Below are 26,158 nucleotides of genomic sequence, written 5' to 3'. Positions count from 1 at the left end.
CTTAGAAGCCGAACTTGATCGAACCGATGACCGTGCGCGGGTAGCCGACGGTGAAGTTCGGATTGCCCGAACGTGCGTCGACCTGCGTGCTGATGTTGCCGAAATACCGTTCGTCGAAGAGGTTGCGGACGTTCAGCGCGAGGCTGGTACGGCGCAGACCATAAGGCTCGAGGCTGAAGCGTGCATCGAGATCGACCAGCGTATAGGCACCGACGACCACGTCGTTCAGGTCGGTTGCGAAGCGTTCGTCAACCCACTTGCCCTGCACGCCGACGTTCAGCGGGCCGTAGTTGAACTCGGCACGTCCGCCGAACTGCCATTCGGGGGTTTCGGTGACTTTCTTGCCACGGGTCGCAACGACCGTGGTGCCGGTGGTCTGCACGTTCGAGAGCAGTTCGGTGTGGGTGTACGACGCGATCGCCGTCAGCCCGAGCCAGCTGGCCGGACGCACGGTGACGGTGCCGTCGAAGCCGTAGCTTTCCACCGCGCCGATGTTGCGGTCGAACGAGATGCCCTGATCGAAATCGAACGAGGTCACGATGCGGTTCTTGTAGCCGATGTACCAGCCGGTCAGCTGCGACTGGATCATGCGGCTGTTGTAGCGCAGACCGAGATCGAACGAGTCGGTCTTTTCCGGCTCCACGCCGATGAACGGCGCGCGATACAGGTTGTCGGTACGCGGCGCCGACAGACCCTTGGCGTAGCTGCCGAACATGCTGACGTTGGTGTCGACAAAATTGTAGGTGAAGCCCACGTTCGGTAGGATCGCGTCGTACTTATAGGTCGTTGCGAACGGCGCGTAATAGGGGGTCGCACCGGTCGTGGGCACAACCGCGTCCGGCGCGATGATACGCAGGCCCGCCGCCGGTTCGCTGGTGCAATAGGCGAAGCCCGAACCGCGTGCCTCAATCGGGCAGTAGGTTTCCAGATCGCGCTTGAAAAACGGCACGCGCAATCCGGCCTGGATCGTCAGGTTACGGTCGAAAAAGCGGCCGATGTACTCGCCCGAGATCTGGTTGAGCAACGCCACCGATTTGCGGTCGCGCTGGGTCAGGGTGAAGCCGTCGGCGGTCAGCACCGGACGGCCGTTGCGGCCCGAGAACGGGTTTTCCGGCATGCCGTTCGAATAGAGATAGCCCCATTCGCCGGTCTGACGATGCTGCGCATTGTCGTAGGTGTAGGCGACACGGACGCGCTGGTCTTCGTTGAAGTCGTAGCGCAGCGACGCGATGCCGGTGTAGCGGTTGGTGTTGGTGATGTTTGGCGAGAAGAAGCGGACGACATCAGGACGGAAAACACCGCCGACAACTGCGCCGAAATCGCCATCACCGTTGTAGTCGACACCTTGGACATTCGCCGTGCCACGCGCACGCGCGGACGTCTCTTCCAAAGTCGAGGTACCGCCACCATGTGCCAGCACATACTGATACGACCCGTCGAGGGTCAGCGTCAGGTTGTCGGTCAGCGAAAAGCGCGAGTTGGCGCGCACGTTGCCGGTGTTCGACGGGTTGATACGGACGCCATAATAGTTCGAACAGTTGGCAGCATCGCCGGTCGATTCGTTCTGAACGGCACCGTTTATCGGGGTCGGGCGGTTGCAGAATTCGTTATTTTCAAAGTTGCTGACCGTTTCGAACTGGCTGTTGTTCAGATCGATGCGGATCGGATTTTCCGGGGTCGCCGATGCGTTCGCGGGGATGACCCCAGTGCCCAGAAGGTTGCGGATGTCGCCGACCGACGGGTTGCGATACTGGTTGTTCCGGTTCTCATTATAGTGGCCCGAGATGCGGATGAAGTCGCCATTATCACCGAGCGGCTGATAGATGCCGGCGTTGAACTGTTGCTTGCGGATTTCGCCCGGACCACGGAATTTGTCGTTCGACGCCTTCGACGCCGACAGGAAGGCGCGGGTGCCAAACGAGGTCAGGTTGCCGGTCTCGATCAGGCCGAACACGCGGTGAAAATCGAAATCACCATACGACGCGACCAGCGTCGCCGACAGCGTTTCCGACGGGATCAGCGTGCGATAGTTGATCGTGCCGCCCGACGACGATGCGGTCGGGCTGTCGACGTCGGTCGCGCCGAGGTTGACGTTTATTTCGTCAACCAGCTCGGGGTCGAGCTGCTGGTTCGAATAGATCGCGTAGTTGCCCGAATCGTTCAGCGGGAAACCGTCGAAGGTCAGCGAGACGCGGTTGCCGTCGAAGCCGCGGATACGGATGTTGCCGCCCGACGAACCGAACGGATCGCTCTGGGTGAAGTTGACGCCGGGAACGATGTTCAACGCGTCGAGGACGGTGTTGCCCGGGGTCTGCTTGGCCAGGAATTCCTGATCCAGCACGACGCGCGCCTTGGGGCCGTCGGGGATCTTGATGCCGTCGACGCCGTTGTTCACGGTCGAACCCGTCACGACGATTTCTTCCGATTCGAAATCGGTCGAGCCGGTCGACTGCGCAAAGGCGGAGGCCGGGAGCAGGAGCGCGGCAAAGGCCACGCCGGCATAGAGCTTGGTGTTCATAAGTCCCCTTTGAATCGCAAGGTCGTGGCGCGACTCGGTACGCTGGTTCAGGCGGTGGCATTCACCGTCCCGGCGCCAATGGACGCGCCATATTTCTATTTTGCGACAACCGAAAGCGGGGAACTCAGTCTCTTTGTGTGCGTTGCAAAAACGTCACGTTGTTGCAGCGGATACGATCTCGGCCCATGCCGCCTCGTCGATCACGCGGATGCCCAGTTCCTCCGCTTCTGCCCGTTTCGACCCCGCATCCGCGCCGACGACGACCAGGTCGGTCTTCTTCGACACCGATCCCGATACGCGGGCGCCCAGCGCATCGGCCTGCGCCTTGGCCTCGTCGCGGCTGAGCGTTTCCAGCTTGCCGGTGAAGACGACGGTCTTGCCGGTCAGTTCGGACGCGACCGCCTTGTGCTCGACCGGCAGGGGGGTGACTTCGCGCAGCAGGTCGTCGACCACGGCGCGGTTATGCTCTTCGGCGAAGAAGGCGAGGAGGGCGTCGGCGACTTCGGGGCCGATGCCCGCCGTCTCGACCGCCGCGACGAGGGCGCGTCCGCGGCGCAGGACGAACTTTCGGTCGTTCTCGCCGATCGCCGGCACGGTCTCGGCCCGGACCGCCAGCGCGCGCTCGATCATGTCGAGGAACGCCTCGATCGTGCCGTAGCGCCGCGCGAGGTCGCGGGCGGTGACTTCGCCGACATGGCGGATGCCGAGCGCGAACAGGAAGCGGTCGAGCCCGATGCTGCGGCGTGCGTCGATCGCGGCGAGCAGCTTATCGACGACCAGCTCGGACATGCGCTCGCGCTGGATCAGTGCGTCGCGGTGGTTGTGCAGGCGGAAGATATCGGCGGGCGAGGCGATCAGGCCGTCGCGGAAAAATTCCTCGACCCGGACCAGCCCCAACCCGGCAATGTCATAGGCGTGGCGCGATACGAAATGGATCAGCCGCTCGACCCGCTGCGCCGGGCAGACGAGACCGCCGGTGCAGCGCACGACGACTTCGCCTTCGCCGCGTTCGGCGAGCGAACCGCATTCGGGGCAGCTGGTCGGGAAGGTCCAGGGGGCGCGCACTTCGTCGCGGGTCAGGTTCTCGACGATCTGCGGGATGACGTCGCCGGCCCGCTGCACGACGACGCGGTCGCCCGGACGGACGCCCAGCCGCTCGATCTCGTCGGCATTGTGCAGCGTCGCGTTGGTGACGACGACGCCGCCGACCGTCACCGGCTCCAGTCGGGCGACGGGGGTGAGCGCGCCGGTGCGGCCGACCTGGATATCGATCGCCTTCAGCGTGGTCTGCGCGCGTTCGGCGGGGAATTTGTGCGCGATCGCCCAGCGCGGGGCGCGGCCGACAAAGCCCAGCCGCTCCTGCCAGTCGAGCCGGTCGAGCTTATAGACCACGCCGTCGATGTCATAGGGCAGGTCGGCGCGGGCCGCCTCGATCGCGCGATAGACGGCGAGGGCTTGCGCGGCGCCGTCGCAGCGCTGGAACGCGTCGGCGATGGGGAAGCCCCAGTCCTTCAGTGCCTCCACCACGCCGGCCTGGGTGTCGGCGGGGAGGGCGGCGACCTCGCCCCAGCCATGCGCCAGGAATTTGAGCGGGCGCGACGCGGTGACGGTGGCGTCCTTCTGCCGCAGCGATCCGGCGGCGGCGTTGCGCGGATTGGCGAATTGCCGCGCCTTCGCCGGGTCGGCGGCGTCGGCGAGCAGTCGGGCGTTAAGGGCGGCGAAATCGTCCTTGGCCATATAGACCTCGCCGCGCACCTCGAACACGTCCGGCGCGGCGGCGGGCAGGGTCTGGGGAATGTCGGCGATGGTCGCGACATTGGCGGTCACGTCCTCGCCGACCGCGCCGTCGCCGCGGGTCAGCGCGCGGACCAGCTTGCGCCCTTCGTAGCGCAGCGAACAGGACAGGCCGTCGATCTTCGGCTCGGCGGTGAGCGCGACGGGTTCGTCGTTGGACAGACGCAGGAAGCGGCGGACGCTGGCGACGAACTCCGCCACGTCCTCGTCGGCAAATGCGTTGTTCAGGCTCAGCATCGGGCGCGCATGGGCGACCTTGGCCAGATGGCCGGAGGGGGCGGCACCGACACGCAGCGAGGGGGAGTCGCTGCGGACCAGCGCGGGGAAGGCCGCCTCGATTTCCCGATTGCGGCGGACCAGCGCGTCATACTCCGCGTCGCTGATCTCCGGCGCGTCCTCGCCATGATAGGCGGTGTCGGCCCGCGCGATGCGCTCGGCCAGATCGGCCAGTTCGGCGCGGGCATCGTCTTGGGTGGCGGGGAGCGGCTGGGTGGTCATGGCGCCAGCGCTATCGGGGGGATGCGGGGCGATCAAGGCTCCCGTTCGGTTCGAGCAGCTTCGAGCTTGTCGAGAAGCGGTGGTCGAGAACGTCGTGATTGGGGCAACCCCTTCTCGACTGCGGTTCCCGACAGGCTCGAACCTGCGCTCGAAGCAAACGGGGGGGAGACGGAGGGGGGAGCGTTACGCCCCGGGTTCGCGCACGCTGCTGCGGCGGATGGTCACGCGGCGTTCGACGGTGATCGGGTGGTCGAAGTGCAGCCCGGCGCGGCCGTCCTCTGCCCAGCGCAGCGTCGCCGCCACCCATTGCCCGCCGCCGGTATCGATCCGGAGCGTCGTGCCGATCGCGGCTTCGTCGAAATCGATGAGATCGATCAGCGCGCCGTCGCTCGACAGGTCGCGGATGCGGGCGGAGCGGCGCGTGCCGTTCAGCTCGATCGTGGTCGAGCGCAGCATGCGGGTGCGCGGCGCGCGCGGCGCCTTGGGACCGCGCGGGGTCATCGCGCCGCCCTCCGCCAGTAGCCGCGATGCCGCCGCCGCATTGTCGACCGGCGGGCCATAGAGCAGACCCTGCACGTCGGAGCAGCCCAGATCGCGCAGCGCGTTCAGTTCGTCCTGATATTCCACGCCCTTGGCGGTGACATCGATGCCCAGCGCCTCGCCCAGAGTCGTGATCGCGCGGACGACGGCGGCGTTGCGGCCTTCGGGATCGCTCACGCCGCGCACGAAGGATCGGTCGAGCTTGATCCGGTCGAACGGCAACCGGCGCAGGCAGGACATCGACGCCGGTCCCGCGCCGAAATCGTCGAGCGCGAGGCGGACGCCGATCCCGTGCAGCGCGGCGAAGCTGCCGACCGCGGCGCGCATGTCGCGCAGCACGCTGGCTTCGTCGAGGTCGAGTTCCAGCCGTTCGGGCGACAGGCCCGACCGCGCGACGGCATTGGCGATGATCGCGGGCAGGGCGGGGTTGGCGAACTGCGCCCCCGACAACGGCACCGCCAGCCGCGACTCGCCGGGCCAGGCGGCGGCATCGTGACAGGCGGTGCGCAACACCCATTCGCCGATCGATTCGATCAGCTGGCACTCCTCCGCCACGCCGACGAACTCGGCGGGTTCGAGCGACCCGCGCGTCGGATGCTCCCAGCGCAGCAGTGCTTCGAACGCGGTGATGCGGCTGTCGTCGAGCGCCACGACCGGCTGGTAGACGATGCGCATCTGGTCGAGCGACAGCGCGACGCGCAGGTCGGATTCCATCTGTCGCCGCGACCGCGCGCCATCCAGCAGGGTGTCGTGGAAGAAGCGGGCGACGCCGCGCCCGGCATCCTTGGCGGCATAGAGGGCGAGGTCGGCATTGGCGACCAGCGCGTCGGGGGTCGCGCCGTGATCGGGCGATACGGCGATGCCGATCGAACAACCGATCGATACCGCGGCGCCGTTCAGGAAATAGGGCTGCGACAGCGCGGTGATGATCGCCTGCGCCAGCGTCACCATGTCCGACCGGCTGGCGATGCGCGGCAGGATCACCTGGAACTCGTCTCCGCCCAGCCGCCCGACCAGCCCGGCATCGCCGACCGTCCGCTCCAGCCGCTGCGCCACCTGCTTCAGCAGCGCGTCGCCGACCGGATGGCCCATCGTGTCGTTGACCGCCTTGAATCGGTCGAGATCGAGGAGGAACAGCGCGGTGCCGTCATAGCCCGGCTGGGCCAGGGTCTGTTCCAGCGACATCCGCATCCGTTGCCGGTTGGCAAGGCCGGTCAGGCTGTCGAACAGCGCGAGGCGGGTGATCGCCGCATCCGATTGGCGCACGGCGGCCATGTCGGTGCCGGTGCCGACGAACCCTTCGAACCGACCATAGGGGTCGGTGAACGGGCTGCCCGATACGGTCCAGCTGCGGTCGGTATGCGTGGCTGAGGCGGGGGTGACGGCATAGTCGGTAAAGGCGGTGCGGGCCGACAGGTGAAAGGCGATGGTGCGTTCGTTGTCGCCGGCGGTCGAATCGCTGCCGGCGATGCGCAGCACGTCGACCAACGATGCGCCGATCGCATCGATCCCGGCGGCGGCCAGTACCGAGACGATCTTGTCGCTCAGATAGGAGATCCGCCCATTGCGGTCGGTCTGCCAGAACCAGTTGGGGCTGTGATGCTCGGCTTCGCTGATCAGGCGCCGGCTGGGGTCGCCGGGCGAGCGTGCGTTGTCGTCGGTCCCCTGGACCAACGATCGCAGTGCCGCCTTCAAACCGCCGCTCGCCAATGCGCTTCCCCCGGGTGATACGAAGGGAGGATAGCGTGCGACAAGTGAACGAATTCTTTGCAAGCCAGTGTCGTCCCCCTGTAGGGCGGGAAAGATTTTTCGACAGACATGGACCACGCGATGACCGTCACCATCACCGAAACCGACCTGATCGACAGCGTCGCCGACGCGCTCCAGTTCATCAGCTATTATCACCCGATGGATTACATCCGCGCGCTGGGCGAGGCCTATGCCGCCGAGACGTCGCCGGCCGCCAAGGACGCGATCGCGCAGATCCTGACCAACAGCCGGATGTGTGCGGAGGGGCATCGCCCGATCTGCCAGGATACCGGCATCGTCACCGTGTTCGTGAAGTGGGGGCAGAATTGCCGGCTCGACAGCGACCGGTCGTTGCAGGAGGTCGTCGACGAAGGCGTGCGCCGCGCGTACCTGCACCCGGAGAACAAGCTGCGCGCCTCGATCCTCGCCGATCCGGCGTTCACCCGGCGCAATACCAAGGACAATACGCCGTCGGTGCTGCACGTCGAAATGGTGCCGGGCGACAAGGTCTATGTGGATGTCGCGGCCAAGGGCGGCGGGTCGGAGAACAAGTCCAAGTTCAAGATGATGAACCCCAGCGATTCGATCGTCGACTGGGTGCTGGAGATGATCCCGCAGATGGGCGCCGGCTGGTGCCCGCCGGGCATGATCGGCATCGGCATCGGCGGCACCGCCGAAAAGGCGATGCTGCTCGCCAAGGAATCGCTGATGGCACCGATCGACATGGGCCAGCTGAAGGCACGCGGGCCCCAGAGCGATGTCGAGGCGCTGCGCATCGAGCTGATGGACAAGGTCAATGCGCTCGGCATCGGTGCGCAGGGGCTGGGTGGCCTGTCGACCGTATTGGACGTCAAGATTCTCGACTGGCCGACGCACGCCGCGTCCAAGCCGGTCGCGATGATCCCCAACTGCGCCGCGACCCGCCACGCGCATTTCACGCTGGATGGCAGCGGCCCCGCCTATCTCGAACAGCCAAATCTGGCCGACTGGCCCGACGTCAACTGGACGCCGGATAAGGCGGCGATCCGCGTCGATCTCGACACGCTGACGCCCGAAGTCGTCGCGACGTGGAAGCATGGCGACCGGCTGCTGCTCAACGGCAAGATGCTGACCGGCCGCGACGCCGCGCACAAGCGGATCGCCGACATGCTCGCCAAGGGCGAGGAGCTGCCGGTCGATTTCCGGGGCCGGGTGATCTATTATGTCGGTCCGGTCGATCCGGTGGGCGAGGAAGTGGTCGGCCCGGCCGGCCCCACCACCGCCACCCGCATGGACAAGTTCACCCGCATGATGCTCGACCAGGGGCTGCTGGCGATGGTCGGCAAGGCGGAGCGCGGTGCCGACGCGACCAAGGTGATTGCGGAGGCCAAGTCGGCCTATTTGATGGCGGTCGGCGGGGCGGCGTACCTCGTCGCTCGGGCGATCAAGGGGTCGAAGGTCGTGGGCTTCGAGGACCTCGGCATGGAAGCGATCTACGAGTTCGAGGTGCAGGACTTCCCGGTCACCGTCGCGGTGGATAGCGAAGGGCAGAATGTCCACCACCTCGCCCCGCTGGTGTGGCGGGAGAAGATTGCGAAGGAGCGGTTGCTCGAGGGGGCGTGACCACTCGTTCGAGGTGTGCCGGTAACGCCCCCGTCGTCATTCCCGCGAAGGCGGGAATCCATAGCCGCAACGCTCGCGCCTCTATCCGAACCGTCAGCGTCTATGGGTTCCCGCCTGCGCGGGAACGACGAGGGAGTGGCACGGAGCCGTTACCTCTCCCCTTCGTCATCCCGGCGAAGGCCGGGATCCACCGTACCGCATACCCCCAAGACTTCGGCGCATGCGGAACCTTGGATCCCGGCCTGCGCCGGGATGACGGGGGCCGGGGGCCGGGGGCGGGACACTTCCTTCCCGCCCACGTCACCCCGGACTTGATCCGGGGTCCCGCTTCTTCTTCTACCGCCGCAAGGAAGCGTTACCCCGGGTCAAACCCGGGGTGACGCGCAGGTCGGCTATTGCGTCTCCGCCGACAGCGCGTCGATGAACCGCTTGCGCCACCAGATGACGTCCTCTTCCACCACATTTTCGATCATCGCCTGCCACCGGTCGATCCTCTCGGCGCGCGGCATGCGGAGCGCCTTGTCGATGCCGTCGGCGATGTCCTCGGCGCTATAGGGATTGATCATCAGCGCCCCGACCGACAGCTGCTGCGCGGCACCTGCAAAGCGCGACAGGATCAGCACGCCCGGATCGCGCGGATCTTGCGCCGCGACATATTCCTTCGCAACCAGGTTCATGCCGTCGCGTAAAGGGGTTACCAGCCCGATCCGCGCCGCGCGGTAGATGCCGGCCAGCACCTCGCGCGGATAGCCCTTGTTCACATAGCGGATCGGCACCCAGTCGGTATCGGCATAGGCCCCGTTGATCCGCCCCGACATCTGTTCGAGGTTGTTGCGGATGTCGCGATAGGTCTGCACCGCGGTGCGCGACGGCGGGGCGATCTGCAGCAGATAGACCAACGCCCGCCGGTCGGGATGGTTCTGCAGGAAGCGTTCGTAGCCGGCGAAGCGTTCGGGCAGCCCCTTCGAATAGTCCAGCCGGTCGACGCCGACGATCAGGCTGCGCCCGACCGCGCTTTCGAGCTGGTTGAGCTGCGCCGCGCGCGCCACCGGCCCAGCGGCGCCGGCGATGAAGTCCTTCGCCTCGATCCCGATCGGGCAGCTGATCGCGCAGATGGTGCGCCCGCCGACGGTGACGTTGTTGCCGTCGACCGTGCCGTCCATCTCCTCCTTCACATAGTTGAAGAAGCTGTCGAGCCATTCCTCGTTCTGGAACCCGACCACGTCATAGGCGAACAGCGCCTCGACCAGCCGGCGATGGTCGGGCAGCGCGGTCAGCAGCCGGCGCGGCGGCCACGGGATGTGCAGGAAGAAGCCGATGCGGTTGGTGATCCCCTGTTGCCGCAGCACCCAGCCCAGCGGGATCATGTGGTAATCATGGACCCACACCAGGTCGTCGGGTTCGATATGCGGGCCGATGCGTTCGCCGAACACGCGGTTGACCCGTTCATAGCCGCCCTGGAAATCGCGTTCGAACTCTGTCAGGTCGAGCCGGTAGTGGAACAGCGGCCACAGCGTCCGGTTGGCATAGCCGTCATAATATTCCTCCACGTCCTGCTCGGACAGATCCATCACCGCGCTGGTGACGCCGCCATAGGTCTGGAAGCGGAGTTCGCGATTGTCGCTGGTATCGCCCGACCAGCCGAACCAGATACCGTCCTCCTCGGCCAGCGCGGCGTTCAGCGCGACGGCAAGGCCGCCCTGCGCACCGCCGCCGGTGCCCGGCTGCGGGGCCTGCACCCGGTTCGAGATGACGATCAAGCGACTCATCTGACGACATTCCATGACTTGCTCAGCAGGACGGCGGAATTGATCATGCCGACCAGCGAGTAGGTTTGGGGATAATTGCCCCACAATTCCCCGGTTTCGGGGTCGATATCCTCGGACAGCAGGCCCGCCGGGGTGCAGCGCGACAGCATCTCCTCCAGCAGTTCGCGCGCATCGTCATAGCGGCCGGTCGCGTGCAGCGCCTCGATCAGCCAGAAGGTGCAGACGTTGAACGCGGTGTGCGGCAGGCCGAAATCGTCCTCGACAGCATAGCGCAGCATGTGGCTGCCGCGCCGCAGACCCTTTTCCACCGCCTCCAGCGTGCCGATGAAGCGGGGGTCGCTCGGTTCGAGGAAGCGCAGGTCGAGCAGCTGGATGATGCTGGCGTCGAGATCGTCGCCGCCGAAGGTCGCCGACATGCGGTTCGTCTCGGGCCGCCATGCCTCGCGCTCGATCTTGGCGCGCATCGCCGTCGCCCGGTCGCGCCAGAAGATCTCGCGCTCGGTCAGGCCCAGCGTGCCGGCGACATTGGCGAGGCGGTCGCACGCCGCCCAGCACATCGCCGCGCTATAGGTGTGGACATGGCTCTTGGTGCGCAGTTCCCACAGGCCCGCATCGGGCTTGTCGTAGCTTTCCCATGCCCGCTCGCCGATCGGCTCCAGCGCCTCGAAATCGGCCTGCTTGCCGACGCGGAACAGCCGCTGGTCGAAGAACCCTTGTGCGTTCGACAGGATGATCTGGCCATAGGCGTCGTGCTGGATCTGCTCATAGGCCTGGTTGCCGACGCGCACCGGACCCATGCCGCGATAGCCGTCCAGCCCCTCCGCCTCGCGTTCGACCAATGTCGCCTCACCGCCCACGCCATAGAGCGGCTGAATCTGCCCGTCGGCGGCATTGTCAACGATGTTGCGCAAATATTCGAGATACCCCTCCAGCACGTCCAGTGCGCCCAGCCGGTTCAGCGCCTGCACCGTATAATAGGCGTCGCGGATCCAGCAGTAGCGATAGTCCCAGTTGCGCCCGCTATTCGCATGTTCGGGGATCGAGGTGGTCAGCGCGGCGACGATCGCGCCGGTTTCCTCGTGCTGGCATAGCTTCAGCGTGATGGCGCTGCGGATCACCGCCTGCTGCCATTCGACCGGGGTGGCGAGGCCGCGGACCCAGTGGCGCCATTCGTCGATGGTGTTCTTCAGCATCCGCTCGACCGAAGCCGGCAGCTCGTCGGAAAAGCTCTCGTCCGGCCCAAGGAAGAAATGCAGCGTGCGCTCGACCCGGAACAGCCGCTCGTCCTCGATCCAGCCGACCGGCGCGCTGGTCGACAGGCGGATCGCTTCGCTGTCGAGCAGGTAGCGGATATGGTTCGACCCGCGCGTCCGCTCCGCCTGCGCGCTGCCCCAGTTGACCGACGGGCGCAGCCGCACGCGGATGCGCGGCGACCCCGCGATCGGGCGCACGATCCGGCAGAAGGCGACCGGGCGATACATGCGGTCGTGCCGTTTGAAGCGCGGGCAGAAATCGACGACCTCGATCGCATTGCCGTCGCCGTCGACATGGCGCGTCACCAGCACCGGCGTGTTGCGGATATAGGTCTGCTGCGTCTCGACACAGCCGTCGAGATCGATCTCCCAGAAGCCGAACGCGCCGTCCGACCCGCGCCGCCGGTCGTCGAGCAGCGAGGAAAAGGCCGGATCGCCATCGACTCGCGGCAGGCAGCCCCAGACGAACCGTCCGTTACGGTCGACCAGCGCCGATACCTGGCAATTCCCGATCGGCCAAAGGTCCATCGTCGCGGTCATGCATTCTTCTCCAGCCAGTCGAGAAAGGCGGCGACATCGTCCAGCCGGTAGGCGGCGGCGGTATCGCGCATCGGTCCGATCAAGATGCCCGCCCCGCCATGATGCGCGGCGACCACCATGCCCGGTTCGTCGGTCAGGTCGTCGCCGACGAACACCGGCGCGTGGCCGGCAAAGGGCGCGTCCTCGCACAGGGTCGCGATCGCGGTGCCCTTGTCATGGCCGGCCATGCGCAGTTCGATCATCATCTTGCCTGCCTGTGCCGTGAGCCCGTCGCGTTGCGCGAAGGCGTCGACCAGCGCATGCGCCTCCTGTTCGACTTCGGGAGCGCCGCGATAATGGATCGCGACGCCCAATGTCTTGATCTCGATCACAATGCGCGGGTCGTCGGCGAAGCGATCCTTGAACGCGCGTTCGGCGGCGGTCAGGCTGGCCGGGCGATCGGGCAGCAGGGTGGTGCCACCGGCCGGGCGGATTTCCGCGCCGTGGCTGCCGACGACGGCAAAGTCGCGGATCGTATCGCCCAGAAAGCCGTCGATCTGCTCGACCGACCGCCCGCTGACGATCGCGACCCGTCCGCCCAGCCGGTCGGGCAGGCGGCGCAGCAGCGCGTGGAGCGAGTCGCCGACGACCACGCCGTCCGGCCGGTCGGCCAGGTCGACGAGCGTGCCGTCGAAATCGAGGAACAGGCCGGCGTCGTCGAGCAGGCCGGCGGGCGGGGGAGGGAGGTCCTGGTAGGGCATCGGTCCGATGAACGCCGGGTCGGGGGAAATCGTTTCGCAGGTGCGGTGTATTTTGACGTGGGGGCGCATCCTCCGCGCCTCCACGTCACCCCGGGCTTGACCCCGCCCGGATCGCAACGGCGGGGAGTTGGCTTAGCCGCTTCCACCTCGTCACCCCGGGCTTGACCCGGGGTCCCGCTTCTTCACCCGAAGATGGTTGTAGAAAGGTCACGCCAATCTGGATTGCCGCGTTCTATCAGTTCGAACTTCCAGTCCCGGTGCCAGCGCTTCATGCGTTTTTCCTGCGCGATGCACGCGAGAATGTCGTCACCGCGTTCGGCCCAGACAAGGCGGGCAAGATTGTACTTGGCGCAATGGATCGAACCGTGACCGGTTCGATGCTGATGAATACGAATTAAGAGATCAGCGGTAACACCGACATAGGTCGCACCACGATAGCGGTCGGCCATGATGTACACCCAGCCTCCCTGCCGCTCTCCGTCCATGATGTGAAGAGAAGAAGAAGCGAGACCCCGGGTCAAGCCCGGGGTGACGTGTGTGTGGGGGAGCAAAATCCGGGGGTGGCGAACCCTGCCGCCACCCTCTATGCAACCCCTATGACTGCCCGGATCATCGACGGAAAAGCCTTCGCCGCGAATTTGCGCGCGCGTGTCGCCACCCATGCCGCCGCCTTCGCGGCCGCTGCCGGTCGTCCGGCGGGGCTCGCGGTCGTGCTGGTGGGCGAGGATGCGGCGTCCTCCGTCTATGTCCGCTCGAAGGGCAAGGCGACGCGCGAGGCGGGCATGGCCAGCTTCGAACATCGCCTGTCGACCGATGTGTCGCAGGACGACCTGATCGCGCGGGTCGAACAGCTGAACGCCGATCCGGCGGTCGACGGCATCCTCGTCCAGCTGCCGCTGCCCAAGCATCTCGACAGCGACGCCGTGCTGCTGACCATCGACCCGGACAAGGATGTCGACGGTTTTCACCCGGTCAATGCCGGCCGGCTGGCGACCGGCCTGCCAGGGATGGTGCCCTGCACCCCCTATGGCTGCCTGTTGCTGCTGCGCGACGTGCTGGGCGATCTCTCGGGGATGGACGCGGTCGTCGTCGGCCGCTCGAACATCGTCGGCAAGCCGATGGCGGCGCTGCTGACCGCCGAGAGCTGCACCGTCACCATCGCCCATTCGCGCACCCGCGACCTGGCCGACCATGTCCGCCGCGCCGATATCGTCGTGGCGGCAGTGGGGCGGGCCAACTTTGTGCCGGGCGATTGGATCAAGCCCGGTGCGACCGTGATCGATGTCGGCATCAACCGCACCGATGCGGGACTGGTCGGCGATGTCGACTTCGCGTCGGCGAAGGAGGTCGCGGGCGCGATCACCCCGGTGCCGGGCGGGGTCGGGCCGATGACCATCGCCTGCCTGCTGCGCAACACGCTGGTCGCGGCGTATCGCCGGGCAGGCATCGCGTTCGACGACAAGACACTGTGATCGAGCTGTTCGTCTCGTCGTTCATCACCTTTTTCGTGGTGATCGATCCGCCGGGCTGCGCGCCGATCTATGCCGGCCTGACCACTGGCGCGTCGAACATCCAGCGCCGGTCGATGGCGATCCGCGCGGTCGGCATCGCCACCGCGATCCTCGTCGTCTTCGCGCTGTTCGGACAGGCGCTGCTGAAGGCGCTCGGGATCAGCCTCGACAGTTTCCGCATCGCGGGCGGCATCATGCTGTTCCTGATCGCGCTGGAAATGGTGTTCGAAAAGCGCACCCAGCGCCGCGAGGACCGCGCGCAGAAGATCATCGAAACCCCCGAGGTTGAGGACGTCTCGACCTTCCCCATGGCGATGCCGATGATCGCCGGGCCGGGGTCGATCGCCTCCGTCATGCTGTTGATGAGCCAGGTCGGCGACTGGGGCGCGCGCGCCGTCGTGCTGGGGGCGCTGGGCACGATCCTCGCCCTGACGCTTGCGGCCTTGCTGGCGGCCGGCCCGATCATGAAGCTGCTGGGCGCGCGGATCGAGGCGGTCATCACCCGCCTGCTCGGCGTGCTGCTGGCGGCGCTGGCGGCGCAGTTCGTCATCGACGGGGTCCGCGCGAGCTTCCTGTAACGCCGTTTTCCGACCGGTCCGGGCGGGTCTTCGCAACGCTTGCGAGGCGGCGGCATGCCGCTTCGCCACGGGCGGATCGTTTCCTCACACTATCCGTTCTATGACAAAGTGTTGCGCAATAGTTACAGCTGACACGTAATTTCTAGAATACAGCCATCCGTATTTACAAATAGGCTTGTAACGCCCGATACTTGCCCGGTTCGGCCCGCCAGCGATGCGGGTCGGCCGCTTGGAACGCCCGTCTGGGTTAAAGGGGATTGCTGTTTCCATGGTTGCCATCTCAATGCGCACGTCGTTGCGCCACGGAGCGGCTTTGTCCGCGCTCATCGTCAGCACGATCGCCGGTCCGGCCTTCGCGCAGTCGACGGTAACGGCCGACGAGCCGGCCGCCCAGCCGGCGACCGTTCCGACGACCACCGCCGCCCAGACAGACGACGAGACGATCGTCGTCACCGGTTCGCTGCTGCGCCGCGCCGACGCCGAAACGCCGTCGCCGGTTACCGTTGTGACGACCGAAAGCCTCGACCGCCGCGGTCTCGCGACGATCCAGGACGGCCTGCAGACGCTGTCGTCGAACAACGGCCCGGCGCTGACCAACTCGTTCACCGCCAACGGCGCCTTCGCCGGCGGTGCGTCGGCGGTGTCGCTGCGCGGCCTGTCGTCGAACTCGACGCTGGTGCTCTTCGACGGCCTGCGTGGCGCCTATTACCCGCTGGCCGACGACGGCACGCGCAACTTCGTCGACCTGAACACCATCCCCGACGATATCGTCCAGGAAGTGCAGGTCCTGCGCGACGGTGCATCGTCGCTCTACGGCGCGGACGCGGTCGCGGGCGTCGTCAACATCATCACCAAGAAGCAGTTCAAGGGCGTCGGTGGCCGCGCCGAAGCCGGTATTTCCGAGCGGGGCGATGCGAGCCAGTATCGCATGTCTCTGACCGCCGGTATCGGCGACCTGTCGGACGACGGCTTCAACATCTATGGCAGCGGCTTCTATTATCGTTCGGAAGCGCTGCGCGCCGCCAACCGCCGCTATCCCTACAACACCGACGATCTGCGTCAGGTGTGCTACGAAGGGAACTGCGGTGCCAACGGCGTGCTGAACGGCACGGAAGCTGATGGCAACACCGGCGGTTTCGAAATCACCACGCCGTTCGCGGTCCGTCCGCGTGATCCCATCACCGGCGCCGCGATCCCGGGCGTGTCGAGCCGCTATCAGTATCTGAACGGTTGCCAGGGCCTGCCCACTGCGCAGCTGAGCACCGCCGAACTGGCGCTGGCGCAAAATGCCGCCGCGCCGGCCAATGGCGTGGTGTGCCAGGAAGACCTGACCCTGCTCTATGGCAACATTGCGCCGCGTATCGAACGCTTCGGCGGTTCGGCCCGCGCCACCGCGAAGTTCGGCGACAATGGCGAAGCCTATGGCGAATTCAACTTCCTGCAGACCAACACCTTCTATGAAGGTCTGCCGGCAACGATCCGCGGCAATGCGCCGGCCGGGTTCTACTTCCCGCGCTACAGCACCTCGGCGAATATCGCTGCCTATGGCAACAACACCATCCTGCAGTTGCCGGTCTATATCTGCCAGTCGGGCGTGAACTGCTCGACCGCGGCCGACCGGGTGTTGAACCCGAACAACCCGTTCGCGGCGCAGAACCAGACGGCGGCGATCATCGGGCGCATCCCGAACCTGCGGGAACAAAACGAGACGCGCACCCGCGCCTATCGTGCGGCACTCGGCGTTACCGGCGACATCACCGACAATGTCAGCTACAATGTCGGCGCGACGGCGATGCACATCGACCTGCAGACCCGCGCGAACGGCTATGTCCGCATTCAGAACCTGCTGAACGCGGTCAACACCGGCAGCTACAACTTCATCAATCCGCAGGCCAACAGCCAGGCGGTGCTGGACCAGATCGCGCCGGAAAACATCAACAACGCCACGTCCGACCTGTACCAGGCACAGGCCAGCGTCCAGACGTCGCTGTTCGAACTGCCCGGCGGTCCGCTCGCCATCGGTGTCGGCACCGCGATCCGCTACGAAGCGGTCGATGCGCCCAGCGCCAATAGCGACATCAACGGCCCGACGCAGCGCTATTTCCGCCTGAACGGCTTCGCAGCCAAGGGTAACCGCACCGTTTATTCGGCCTATGCCGAACTCGAAGCGCCGATCGTCGATCAGTTCCTGATCAACGCCTCGGGCCGGTACGACAAGTACTCGAGCGGCCAGGACAATTTCTCGCCGAAGATCGGTGCGAAGTTCACCCCGATCCGCCAGTTGGTGGTGCGCGGTACCTGGTCGAAGGGCTTCCGTATCCCGTCGTTCGGCGAAGCCAATGCGACCTTCCCGACCACCGGTTACGTCAGCGCGACGCAGGGCATCTACAACGACGCCTTCCTGTCGCAATATGGCTGCTCGCTGGCGACCTATACCCGCTGCCCGTCCTACATCTCGGCAGCGACCTACGGTCAGACGAGCATTTCGAACCCGGACCTGAAGGCGGAAAAGTCGCGCAGCTACACTGCCGGCATCCTGTTCGAACCGATCCGCAACGTGTCGTTCACGGTAGACTATTATAACATCAAGAAGACCGACGCGATCACGACCGCGAACAACGCTCCGGCGATTGCCGCCTATTATGCGGGTCAGGCGATCCCGGCCGGCTACACGGTCATCCCGGACGCGGTCGACATTAACAACCCGACCGCGCGTCCGCGCATCGCGTTCGTGCAGTCGCCCTTCATCAATGCCAACACGATCAAGTCAGAAGGCATCGATTTCGGGATCAACGCCAACTATCGCTTCAACGACGACCTGCGCGTGTCGAGCAACCTCGAGGCGAGCTACATACTCGAACTGAGCACGACCTTCCCCGACGGTTCGAAGGAACGCTACGAAGGGACGCTGGGCAACTACAACCTGACGGCAGGCTCGGGCACGCCGCAGTGGCGTGGTACGTGGCTGAACACGGTCGAGTTCCGTGACGTGCTGGTCAGCGCGACGGTCAACTATTTCGACGGGTATGACCTGTCGGCGGAGGACCAGACCGGTCCGGGCACCGCGGGTGACTGCGGCCTTTCGGACGGCACCATCCCCTGCAAGGTCAGCGATTACATCACCGTCGATCTGAACACCTCGTTCAAGGTCAACGATCGCTTCACCTTCTACGTGAACGCCATCAACCTGTTCGACCGGCTGCCGCCGCTCGACAACGTCACCTATGGCGCGCACCTCTACAACCCGGTGCAGGGCGGCCTCGGCATCCTCGGCCGGTACTTCCGCGCGGGTGTGAAGGTCGGTCTGTAAGAACCGTTCCATCGACGCCAGAAGAGGGGCGGCTCCGCAAGGAGCTGCCCCTTTTTGTTTGGGTGGGTGAGGTTTGGCGGATGCTGAAGTCTCGTGGAGAGCCTGCTCCCTGCACTGGTCGCGCAGTAGTTTGACCTCGGACTTCCTTTCCTTGGAGTCCGTCGGCGACCTACAAGGTCAGCGACCGCTTCTCGATCTACACCAACGTGTTGAACGTCCTTGACCTGAAGGCCCCGTTCGACCCCAGCGCCGCCTACAGCCAGGGCCAGTTCAACCCGGCCTGGTCCGGCGCGAACATCCTCGGCCGCTTCATCCGCGTCGGTGCACGGGTCGACTTCTAAATCCACCGACCTTGGTGAAACTGATGGGCGCTCCGGCAACGGGGCGCCCATTTTTTGTGCATGTTGCCGTAAGAAGCGGCAAATTTGCTGGCGCTATGCTGTTATAGTACAGTAAAATAGTACAATTTTTTAGTACATTGGCATGTATCGATTATCAGAAAACAACGGTCGTCTGACAATCGTAAGAATACATTGATACTGCTATTAGCCCATGCATTGCAATTATTTGACTAAAATTACCGCCAAAGTGCCCCTGTAGTTGCCACTGTTACCGAAAAAACACGATATCTCGCATTTTGTGTCTGGTCCGTTTCCAAGAATTGCCTCGCAACTTCGGACGCCGTTAGTCTCGCAATATTGCATCGGGATTACGGTGCTTTGGGGAATAGGGGCATATATGAAGATGAACGCACGTAGCGCTCTGCTGGCATCCACGCTTTTGTTCGGCGTGGCATCGCCCGCGATGGCGCAGGTCGCGCAGGGGCCGGTAGATTCGTCGACCGACGATACCGCCCAGGAAATCACCGTCACCGGTTCGCGTATCGCCCGTCCCGATCTGGACGCACCCAGCCCGGTGACGACGGTTACCGCCGAGCAGTTCAACCTGACCGGCACCGTCACCGTTGAAACGCTGCTGAACGAACTGCCGCAGCTGATCCCAGGCAACACCCGCGTGTCCAACAACCAGGGCGGTGAGAGCTTCTCGACCCTCGATCTTCGCGGTCTGGGCCCGCAGCGCACGCTGATCCTCATCGACGGCGAGCGCGTTCCCGCATCGTCGGCGACCGGCGTCGTTGATATCGGCACCATTCCGACCGGCTTGATCGAGCGCGTCGACGTCGTCACCGGCGGTGCGTCGGCCGTGTACGGTTCGGACGCGATCGCGGGTGTCGTCAACTTCGTCCTCAAGGACCGCTACGAAGGTGCCGAACTGTCGGCCCAGTACGGCATCAACGAGCAGGGTGACGGGGCGACCTTCAACGTCCAGGGCGTGCTCGGAGGCAATTTCAACGACGGTCGCGGCAATCTGACTCTGTCGGGTAGCTACTATACCCGTGAAGCGATCGGCCAAGGCGATCGTCGGATTACGACGCCGGCATCGGTCCTGATTTACAACGATGCGGGCACTGAGGCGGAAGGCGACGACCGAATCCGCGTTGGCCGTCCGCTGGAGCTGATTTCCGCTGCCAACAACGACTATCTATACGCGTCCGGTGGCTCGGGTACGCCGCCGTGGGGCCAGGTGTCGAACAATGCTGCAAACCCGTTCCGCAATCTTGCTACGTTGCTTCCCGGCACCTTTGCGGCGGCCAATACCGATTGTAATCCGGCGACTGCCGGGGTGGCCGTCAACGGCGGTACGCTGTCGTTCAACAGCAACGGCCAGCTGAGCCCCTATTTCGGCAGCGGCCTGTGTGCTTATGCCGATCGCGCGTCGGGATCGAGCCGCTTCAACTTCAATCCGTTGAACCTGTTGCAGACTCCGTACGAACGGCTGATCCTGACGTCGACGGCGCGGTACGAGATCACCGACAACATCCAGCTGAAGGTGCTGGCGAACTACGTCGATACCTCGCAGACGGTCAATCTCGCGCCGACGCCCGCTACGGGCATCAGCGTTCCGTACAACAGCCCGTTGCTGCCGGCCGACCTGCGTATTGCCCTGGCTAGCCGTCCGAACCCGACCGCACCGTTCACCTATGCGCGTCGTTTCAGCGAAACCGGCCCACGCGTCGGCATCTACGATTCGACGACTTTCACCATTCGCAGCACGCTGTCGGGCAAACTGAGCGAAGATTGGAACTGGGACGCGACGGTCAGCTATGGCAAGGTCGATGCGCTGGCGACGTCGCTGGGTAATATCAACCGCACTGCAGTCGCTCAGGGGCTGAACGGTTGCCCGACCGGTTCGCTGCCGGGCTGCGTGCCGGTCAATATTTTCGGCGCCAATACGCTGACCCCGGCGATGCTGTCGTTCGTACGCATCGACACCAAGGAATCACGCGAGTTCGAACAGGTCCGTGCCGCTGCCAACGTGTCGGGTTCGCTGTTCAAGCTCCCCTATGGCGACGTCCAGATCGCGCTCGGTGGTGAAGTTCGCACCGACCGCGGCGCCGTGACCGTCGATGATGCGCAGCGCACCGGCAACATCTACGGCTTCAACGCTGTGCAGAGTCAGGGCGGTTCGATTAACGTGAAGGAAGGCTACGGCGAAATCCGCGTTCCGCTGCTCGCCGAAATTCCGTTCTTCCACGACCTGTCCGTGGAAGCCGGTGCCCGTTACTCCGACTATTCGACCATTGGCAGCCTGTTCAACTGGAAGGCCGGCGCCCAGTGGGCACCGATCAACTGGATGCGCTTCCGCGGTATCTACAACAAGGCAGCACGCGCTCCCTCGATCATCGAACTCTTCCAGAACGGCGATCAGGGCTTCCCGAGCTATGTCGATCCCTGCAACGCCGGTGCCAGCCGCACCGCACAAGCGCTCGCCATCTGTTCGGCGCAGACCCCGGCATTCGCAGCGGCGGGTGGCTATAACGGGTTCCTGCAGAACAACAGCCAGGTCGAAGCCTTTGCGTTCGGCAACCCGAATATCTCGGAAGAAAAGGCCGAAACCTACACGCTCGGTGCGGTGCTGACGCCGAAGATCGGTTTCGGTACGCTTTCGCTGACCGTTGACTACTACAACATCAAAATCGAAAATCTGATCACCACGCTGGGTGCCGGGTTCTTCATCAATCAGTGCTACGTTCAGAATGTCTCGACGGCCTGCGACCGCATCCGTCGTAACGCCGGTACGGGGCAGATCGACGCGATCAATACCGCCACCGGCAACCAGGGCACGCGCCGCACCAACGGTATCGATGCGGCGGCGAACCTGATCCTCCCGCTGGATCAGTTCGGTTTCAACGGCAAGCTGCGCTTCCAGGAAGTCTTCACCTGGACCAACAGCTACAAGCTCGACGATACGGAGTTCGCCGGCAAGTCGTCGGGCGGCAATGGTGGTGCGATCCCAGCGTACAAGTCGACGCTGACGGTCGGCTATGACCTCGACCGGACGTCGATCCAGGGCCGCTGGAACTTCGTCTCGCGCGTCGAGGAAGACTTCGGTCTGCCGGTCAATCCGGTCACGCCGACGCTCAGCTACTATGACCTGACCGTGCGTCAGGGCGTGGGCGAAAAGTTCGACTTCACCTTCATCGTCAACAATCTGTTGAACGCGAAGGCGAAGCGCACCCCGAACGGCTATTTCGATCAGGGTGGCGTCGACACCACCTGGTACGGCCCGATCATCTTCGGTCGGTCGTACACGGTCCAGGCTCGCGCCCGCTTCTAAGCGAGCCGGTCCAGCCAGACGAATGGGCGGCGGGGGAGCGATCCCCCGCCGCCTTTTTCGTTACGCGACGCTTAGGCTCAGCGCCCCGTCACCCTCGTCGACCCGCACCGTCGACCCGTCGCGGACCTCGCCGCGCAGGATCAGGTCGGCCAGCGGGTCCTGCAGATAGCGCTGCACCGCACGCTTCAGCGGTCGCGCGCCGTAGACCGGGTCATAGCCGACCCGCCCCAGCCACGCCCGCGCGGCGTCGGTCAGTTCGATCTTCACCTTGCGGTCCGCCAGCAGTTTGCCGACGCGCCCGACCTGGATGTCGACGATCGGCGCCATGTGATCGGCGGCGAGGCGGTGGAACAGGATGATCTCGTCCAGCCGGTTGAGGAACTCCGGCCGGAAATGCGCGCGGACCACGTCCATCACCTGCGGCTCGACCTCCTCGACCGGCTGCCCGTCGGCGAGGTTGGTCAGGTATTGCGAGCCGAGGTTCGACGTCAGGATCACGATCGTGTTCGAAAAATCGACCGTGCGACCCTGCCCATCGGTCAGGCGACCATCGTCCAGCACCTGCAACAGGATGTTGAAGACGTCGCCATGCGCCTTCTCCACCTCGTCGAACAGCACGACCTGATAGGGCCGACGCCGCACGGCTTCGGTCAGCACGCCGCCTTCCTCATAACCGACATAGCCCGGAGGCGCACCGATCAGCCGGGCGACCGCGTGCTTTTCCATGAACTCGCTCATGTCGATCCGCACCATCGCGTTGGGATCGTCGAACAGGAACTCGGCCAGCGACTTGGTCAACTCGGTCTTGCCGACGCCGGTCGGCCCAAGGAACAGGAACGACCCCAGCGGCCGGTTCGGGTCCTGTAGACCGGCACGCGAACGGCGGACGGCGGTGGCGACGGCGCGCACCGCTTCGGCCTGGCCGATCACCCGCTTGCCCAGCGCCGCTTCCATCGTCAGCAGCTTCTCGCGCTCGCCCTCCAGCATCCGGTCGACCGGGATGCCAGTCCAGCGGCTGACCACGGCGGCAATGTCGTCGGCGGTCACTTCCTCGCGCAGCATCGCGCCGCCGGCATTTTGCTGCGCCTCGGCCAGTTGCTTTTCCAGCGTCGGGATGGTGCCATAGGTCAGCTCGGACATCTTGGCCAAGTCGCCCGACCGCTGCGCCTGTTCCAGCGCGACACGCGCGGCGTCGAGCTGTTCCTTGAGCTTGGCTTCGGAAGCGATCTTGTCGCGCTCCGCCTGCCACCGCGTCGTGAGGCCCGCCAGCTGCTCCTCGGCATTGGCCAGTTCCTCCTCCAGCGTGTCGAGCCGGTCGATGCTCGCCGCATCGCTCTCGCGGCGCAGCGCCTCGCGCTCGATCTTCATGCGCAGGATGCGACGGTCGAGGCTTTCGATCTCCTCGGGCTTGCTCTCCACCTCCATGCGGATGCGGCTGGCGGCCTCATCCATCAGGTCGATCGCCTTGTCGGGCAGGAAGCGGTCGGTGATGTAGCGGTTGCTGAGCGTCGCTGCCGACACCAGCGCGCCGTCGGTGATCCGCACGCCATGGTGCAGCTCGTACTTCTCCTTCAGCCCGCGCAGGATGCTGATCGTGTCCTCGACGGTCGGTTCGCCGACGAACACCGGCTGGAACCGCCGCTGGAGCGCGGGGTCCTTTTCGACATGCTTGCGATATTCGTCGAGCGTGGTCGCACCGATGCAGTGGAGTTCACCGCGGGCAAGCGCCGGTTTCAACAGGTTGCCCGCATCCATCGCCCCTTCGGACTTGCCCGCACCGATCAGCGTGTGCATCTCGTCGATGAACAGGATGATCTGCCCATCGGCGCCCTTCACCTCGTCGAGCACGCCCTTCAGCCGTTCCTCGAACTCGCCACGATATTTCGCGCCGGCGATCAGCGACCCCATGTCGAGCGACATCAGCGCGCGGTCCTTGAGGCCATCGGGCACGTCGCCATTGGCGATACGCAGCGCGAGGCCTTCCGCGATGGCGGTCTTGCCGACGCCCGGCTCGCCGATCAGCACCGGATTGTTCTTGGTCCGGCGGGCAAGAATCTGGATCGTGCGGCGGATTTCCTCGTCGCGGCCGATGACCGGATCGAGCTTGCCGTCGCGCGCCGCCGCCGTCAGGTCGCGGGCGAATTTCTTGAGCGCGTCATAGCGATCCTCGGCCCCCGCCGTGTCGGCGCTGCGCCCGCCGCGCAATTTGTCGATCGCGGCGTTCAGCCCCTGCGGGGTGACGCCAGCGGTGGTCAGCGCCTTGCCCGCCGCGCCGGGCGACAGCGCAAGCGCCAGCAACAGCCGCTCGACGGTGACGAAGCTGTCGCCCGCTTTGGTCGCGATCTGCTCGGCCTGGTCGAGCAGGCGCACCGTGTCGTTGTCCAGCCCCGGCGAGGACTGCGCCCCCGAACCCGACACCGACGGCACCTTGGCCAGCGCGGCATCGGTCTCCGCATTCGCGCGCCGCGCGTCGCCGCCGGCGGCGTTGATGAGGCCCGACGCCATGCCCTGCTCGTCGTCGAGCAGCGCCTTGAGGATATGTTCCGGGCTGATCCGCTGATGGCTGTTGCGGATCGCGACCGTCTGCGCGGCCTGCAAAAAGCCTTTCGCGCGATCGGTGAATTTCTCTAGGTTCATGGGATGCTCCCCTGTGATGTTGCCGGCGATATGGTGTGGTAAATGAGCAACACAAGAGTGCCGGCGCATCGAAAATCGCACCGGGACGTTCGGGAGTGATGGGGCGCATCATCAAGGGGCTGGTCTGGACCATCGTGTGGATCGTCGCGGCCCTGTGCCTTGCCGTGACAATCGTGCCGCGCTTCCTCGACCGCATCTATTATCGCGGGGTCGCGGGCGACCATTTCGATGGCGCACGCTTTTTCAATCCCGATGGCGACGATACCGCCGCGCCTCCGGGCGGCAGCAGGCGTGGCTATCTCTGGCGACAGGCGACGGGGGCCGACGGCCGACCGGCTTGGCCCGATCACGTGCCGGTGACCCCCGCCAAGCCCGCCGAACTGCTCCCCGCCACGACCCGTCCCGCCCGCGAACCGGCGCAGACGCCGATGCGCGTCACCTGGGTCGGCCATGCGTCGGTGCTGGTGCAGACCCCCGGCCTCAACATCCTGACCGATCCCGTCTGGAGCGACCGCGCCGGCCCGTTCGGCTTCGGCCCGAAGCGGGTCGCGGCACCCGGCATCGCGCTTGCCGACCTGCCGAAGATCGACCTGATCCTCATCAGCCACAATCACTACGACCATCTCGACCTGTCGACGCTCAAGACATTGTACGACCGCGACCGCCCGGCGATCGTCACCAGTCTCGGCAACGACGCGATCCTGCGCAGCGCCGGCATGGCCGCGACCGCGCTCGACTGGCGACAGGCGGAGCGCGTGGGCGGCGCCACCGTCCATGTCGTGCGCAACCATCACTGGTCGAGCCGCTGGTTCGTCGACCGCAACCGCGCCTTGTGGTCGGCTTTCGTCGTCGAACTGCCCGGCGGCAATCTGTTCTTCGCGGGCGACACCGGCATGGGCGACGGCAAGTGGGTGCGAGAGGCCGCCGCGCTCGGCCCGATCCGCCTCGCATTGATCCCCATCGGCGCCTTCCGCTTCCAGCCCGGACAGATGGCGAGCGGCGCGCATATCGGCCCGGTCGATGCGCTCGACGTGTTCGGCCGGCTCGGCGCGTCGAGGGGAATGGCGATCCATTGGGGCACGTTCCGCCTGTCCTATGAAGGCTGGGCGACGCCGCCCAAATTGCTCACCGCGGCGAAGCGTTGCGCAGGGCAGGGCGACCGCCGCTTCGGCGCGGCCACCATCGGCCGCCCGGTCGACATCGCCCCGACGACCACGCCTGCCGCAGCGCCGTTCGACCGTGCCGCCGTCCTGCGCTGTCTCGACGGTCCGGCCGGCAATGCGTTGCGATGAATGGTCGTTCCGACCGCCGGGCAGAACCGTACCGTACCCCCGCGCAGGCGGGGGGCCAGGGCCAGCAAGGAGGGCGAGGTCGATGGCGACACCCGTACCCCCGCGCAGGCGGGGTCCAGGCGTCGGCGTCCAATGCCGCTGGAAGTGCC

General features: G+C 65.5%; 15 protein-coding genes. 7 read left to right on the top strand and 8 right to left on the bottom strand.

All coding sequences use genetic code 11. The features are described from left to right. Nucleotide 1: 1 nt before the first annotated feature. From PPZ50_RS15635 to PPZ50_RS15625, 3 genes are all read right to left on the bottom strand, one after another. A complete protein-coding gene (locus tag PPZ50_RS15635) occupies nt 2-2,518 on the bottom strand; it encodes a TonB-dependent receptor (RefSeq protein WP_272815468.1) in 2,517 nt (838 codons plus the stop codon). Nucleotides 2,519-2,671: 153 nt separating this feature from the next. Beyond that, nucleotides 2,672-4,810 carry an NAD-dependent DNA ligase LigA gene (ligA, locus tag PPZ50_RS15630; protein WP_272815467.1) on the bottom strand — a complete coding sequence of 713 codons (2,139 nt, stop codon included), beginning with the start codon at nt 4,808-4,810 and terminating at the stop codon, nt 2,672-2,674. Between the two features lie 183 nt (nt 4,811-4,993). Beyond that, nucleotides 4,994-7,060, bottom strand: coding sequence for an EAL domain-containing protein (locus PPZ50_RS15625; RefSeq protein ID WP_272815466.1), 2,067 nt, complete (start codon nt 7,058-7,060; stop codon nt 4,994-4,996). A 120-nt stretch (nt 7,061-7,180) separates the two neighbouring features. Between PPZ50_RS15625 and PPZ50_RS15620 the strand changes: the two genes are divergently transcribed. Next, a complete protein-coding gene (locus PPZ50_RS15620) occupies nt 7,181-8,701 on the top strand; it encodes a fumarate hydratase (protein WP_272815465.1) in 1,521 nt (506 codons plus the stop codon). A 392-nt stretch (nt 8,702-9,093) separates the two neighbouring features. Here PPZ50_RS15620 and PPZ50_RS15615 read toward each other — a convergent pair whose 3' ends face one another. The 4 genes from PPZ50_RS15615 to PPZ50_RS15600 all read right to left on the bottom strand — a co-directional run bounded on the left by PPZ50_RS15615 (nt 9,094) and on the right by PPZ50_RS15600 (nt 13,488). After that, on the bottom strand, nt 9,094-10,470 hold the full coding sequence (locus PPZ50_RS15615; RefSeq protein WP_066689262.1) for an alpha,alpha-trehalose-phosphate synthase (UDP-forming): 1,377 nt from the start codon (nt 10,468-10,470) through the stop codon (nt 9,094-9,096). After that, a complete protein-coding gene (locus PPZ50_RS15610; RefSeq protein WP_066689264.1) occupies nt 10,467-12,263 on the bottom strand; it encodes a glycoside hydrolase family 15 protein in 1,797 nt (598 codons plus the stop codon). Before PPZ50_RS15610 ends, PPZ50_RS15615 begins: the two co-directional genes overlap by 4 nt. Further along, a complete protein-coding gene (otsB, locus tag PPZ50_RS15605; protein ID WP_066689266.1) occupies nt 12,260-13,003 on the bottom strand; it encodes a trehalose-phosphatase in 744 nt (247 codons plus the stop codon). Before otsB ends, PPZ50_RS15610 begins: the two co-directional genes overlap by 4 nt. 182 nt (nt 13,004-13,185) lie before the next feature. Further along, nucleotides 13,186-13,488 carry a GIY-YIG nuclease family protein gene (locus tag PPZ50_RS15600; protein WP_084401393.1) on the bottom strand — a complete coding sequence of 101 codons (303 nt, stop codon included), beginning with the start codon at nt 13,486-13,488 and terminating at the stop codon, nt 13,186-13,188. A gap of 111 nt (nt 13,489-13,599) precedes the next feature. Here PPZ50_RS15600 and folD point away from each other — a divergent pair, with 111 nt between their 5' ends. From folD to PPZ50_RS15575, 5 genes are all read left to right on the top strand, one after another. Continuing rightward, a complete protein-coding gene (folD, locus tag PPZ50_RS15595; RefSeq protein ID WP_066689268.1) occupies nt 13,600-14,475 on the top strand; it encodes a bifunctional methylenetetrahydrofolate dehydrogenase/methenyltetrahydrofolate cyclohydrolase FolD in 876 nt (291 codons plus the stop codon). Further along, nucleotides 14,472-15,092 carry a MarC family protein gene (locus tag PPZ50_RS15590; protein WP_066689270.1) on the top strand — a complete coding sequence of 207 codons (621 nt, stop codon included), beginning with the start codon at nt 14,472-14,474 and terminating at the stop codon, nt 15,090-15,092. Before folD ends, PPZ50_RS15590 begins: the two co-directional genes overlap by 4 nt. A 283-nt stretch (nt 15,093-15,375) precedes the next feature. Continuing rightward, entirely contained in the window at nt 15,376-18,402 is a 3,027-nt protein-coding gene (locus tag PPZ50_RS15585) for a TonB-dependent receptor plug domain-containing protein (RefSeq protein ID WP_420038494.1), read from the top strand. A gap of 206 nt (nt 18,403-18,608) precedes the next feature. Then, nucleotides 18,609-18,743, top strand: coding sequence for a hypothetical protein (locus PPZ50_RS15580; protein WP_269746891.1), 135 nt, complete (start codon nt 18,609-18,611; stop codon nt 18,741-18,743). 259 nt (nt 18,744-19,002) lie between these two features. Continuing rightward, a complete protein-coding gene (locus tag PPZ50_RS15575; protein WP_272815464.1) occupies nt 19,003-22,080 on the top strand; it encodes a TonB-dependent receptor plug domain-containing protein in 3,078 nt (1,025 codons plus the stop codon). A gap of 60 nt (nt 22,081-22,140) precedes the next feature. On the opposite strand, the gene clpB is transcribed toward PPZ50_RS15575, so the two are convergent. Next, nucleotides 22,141-24,717 (bottom strand): ATP-dependent chaperone ClpB, encoded by a 2,577-nt coding sequence (clpB, locus tag PPZ50_RS15570; RefSeq protein ID WP_272815463.1) that lies wholly within the window; start codon nt 24,715-24,717, stop codon nt 22,141-22,143. Nucleotides 24,718-24,815: 98 nt separating this feature from the next. Between clpB and PPZ50_RS15565 the strand changes: the two genes are divergently transcribed. After that, nucleotides 24,816-26,009 carry an MBL fold metallo-hydrolase gene (locus tag PPZ50_RS15565; RefSeq protein ID WP_272815462.1) on the top strand — a complete coding sequence of 398 codons (1,194 nt, stop codon included), beginning with the start codon at nt 24,816-24,818 and terminating at the stop codon, nt 26,007-26,009. The last annotated feature ends 149 nt before the right edge of the window (nt 26,010-26,158 follow it).

It is taken from the genome of Sphingomonas hankookensis (genome assembly GCF_028551275.1).
GTDB lineage: Bacteria > Pseudomonadota > Alphaproteobacteria > Sphingomonadales > Sphingomonadaceae > Sphingomonas > Sphingomonas hankookensis_A.
The sequence above is the reverse complement of the archived record's forward strand: the minus strand, read 5'-3'. Positions and strand labels throughout refer to the sequence as shown.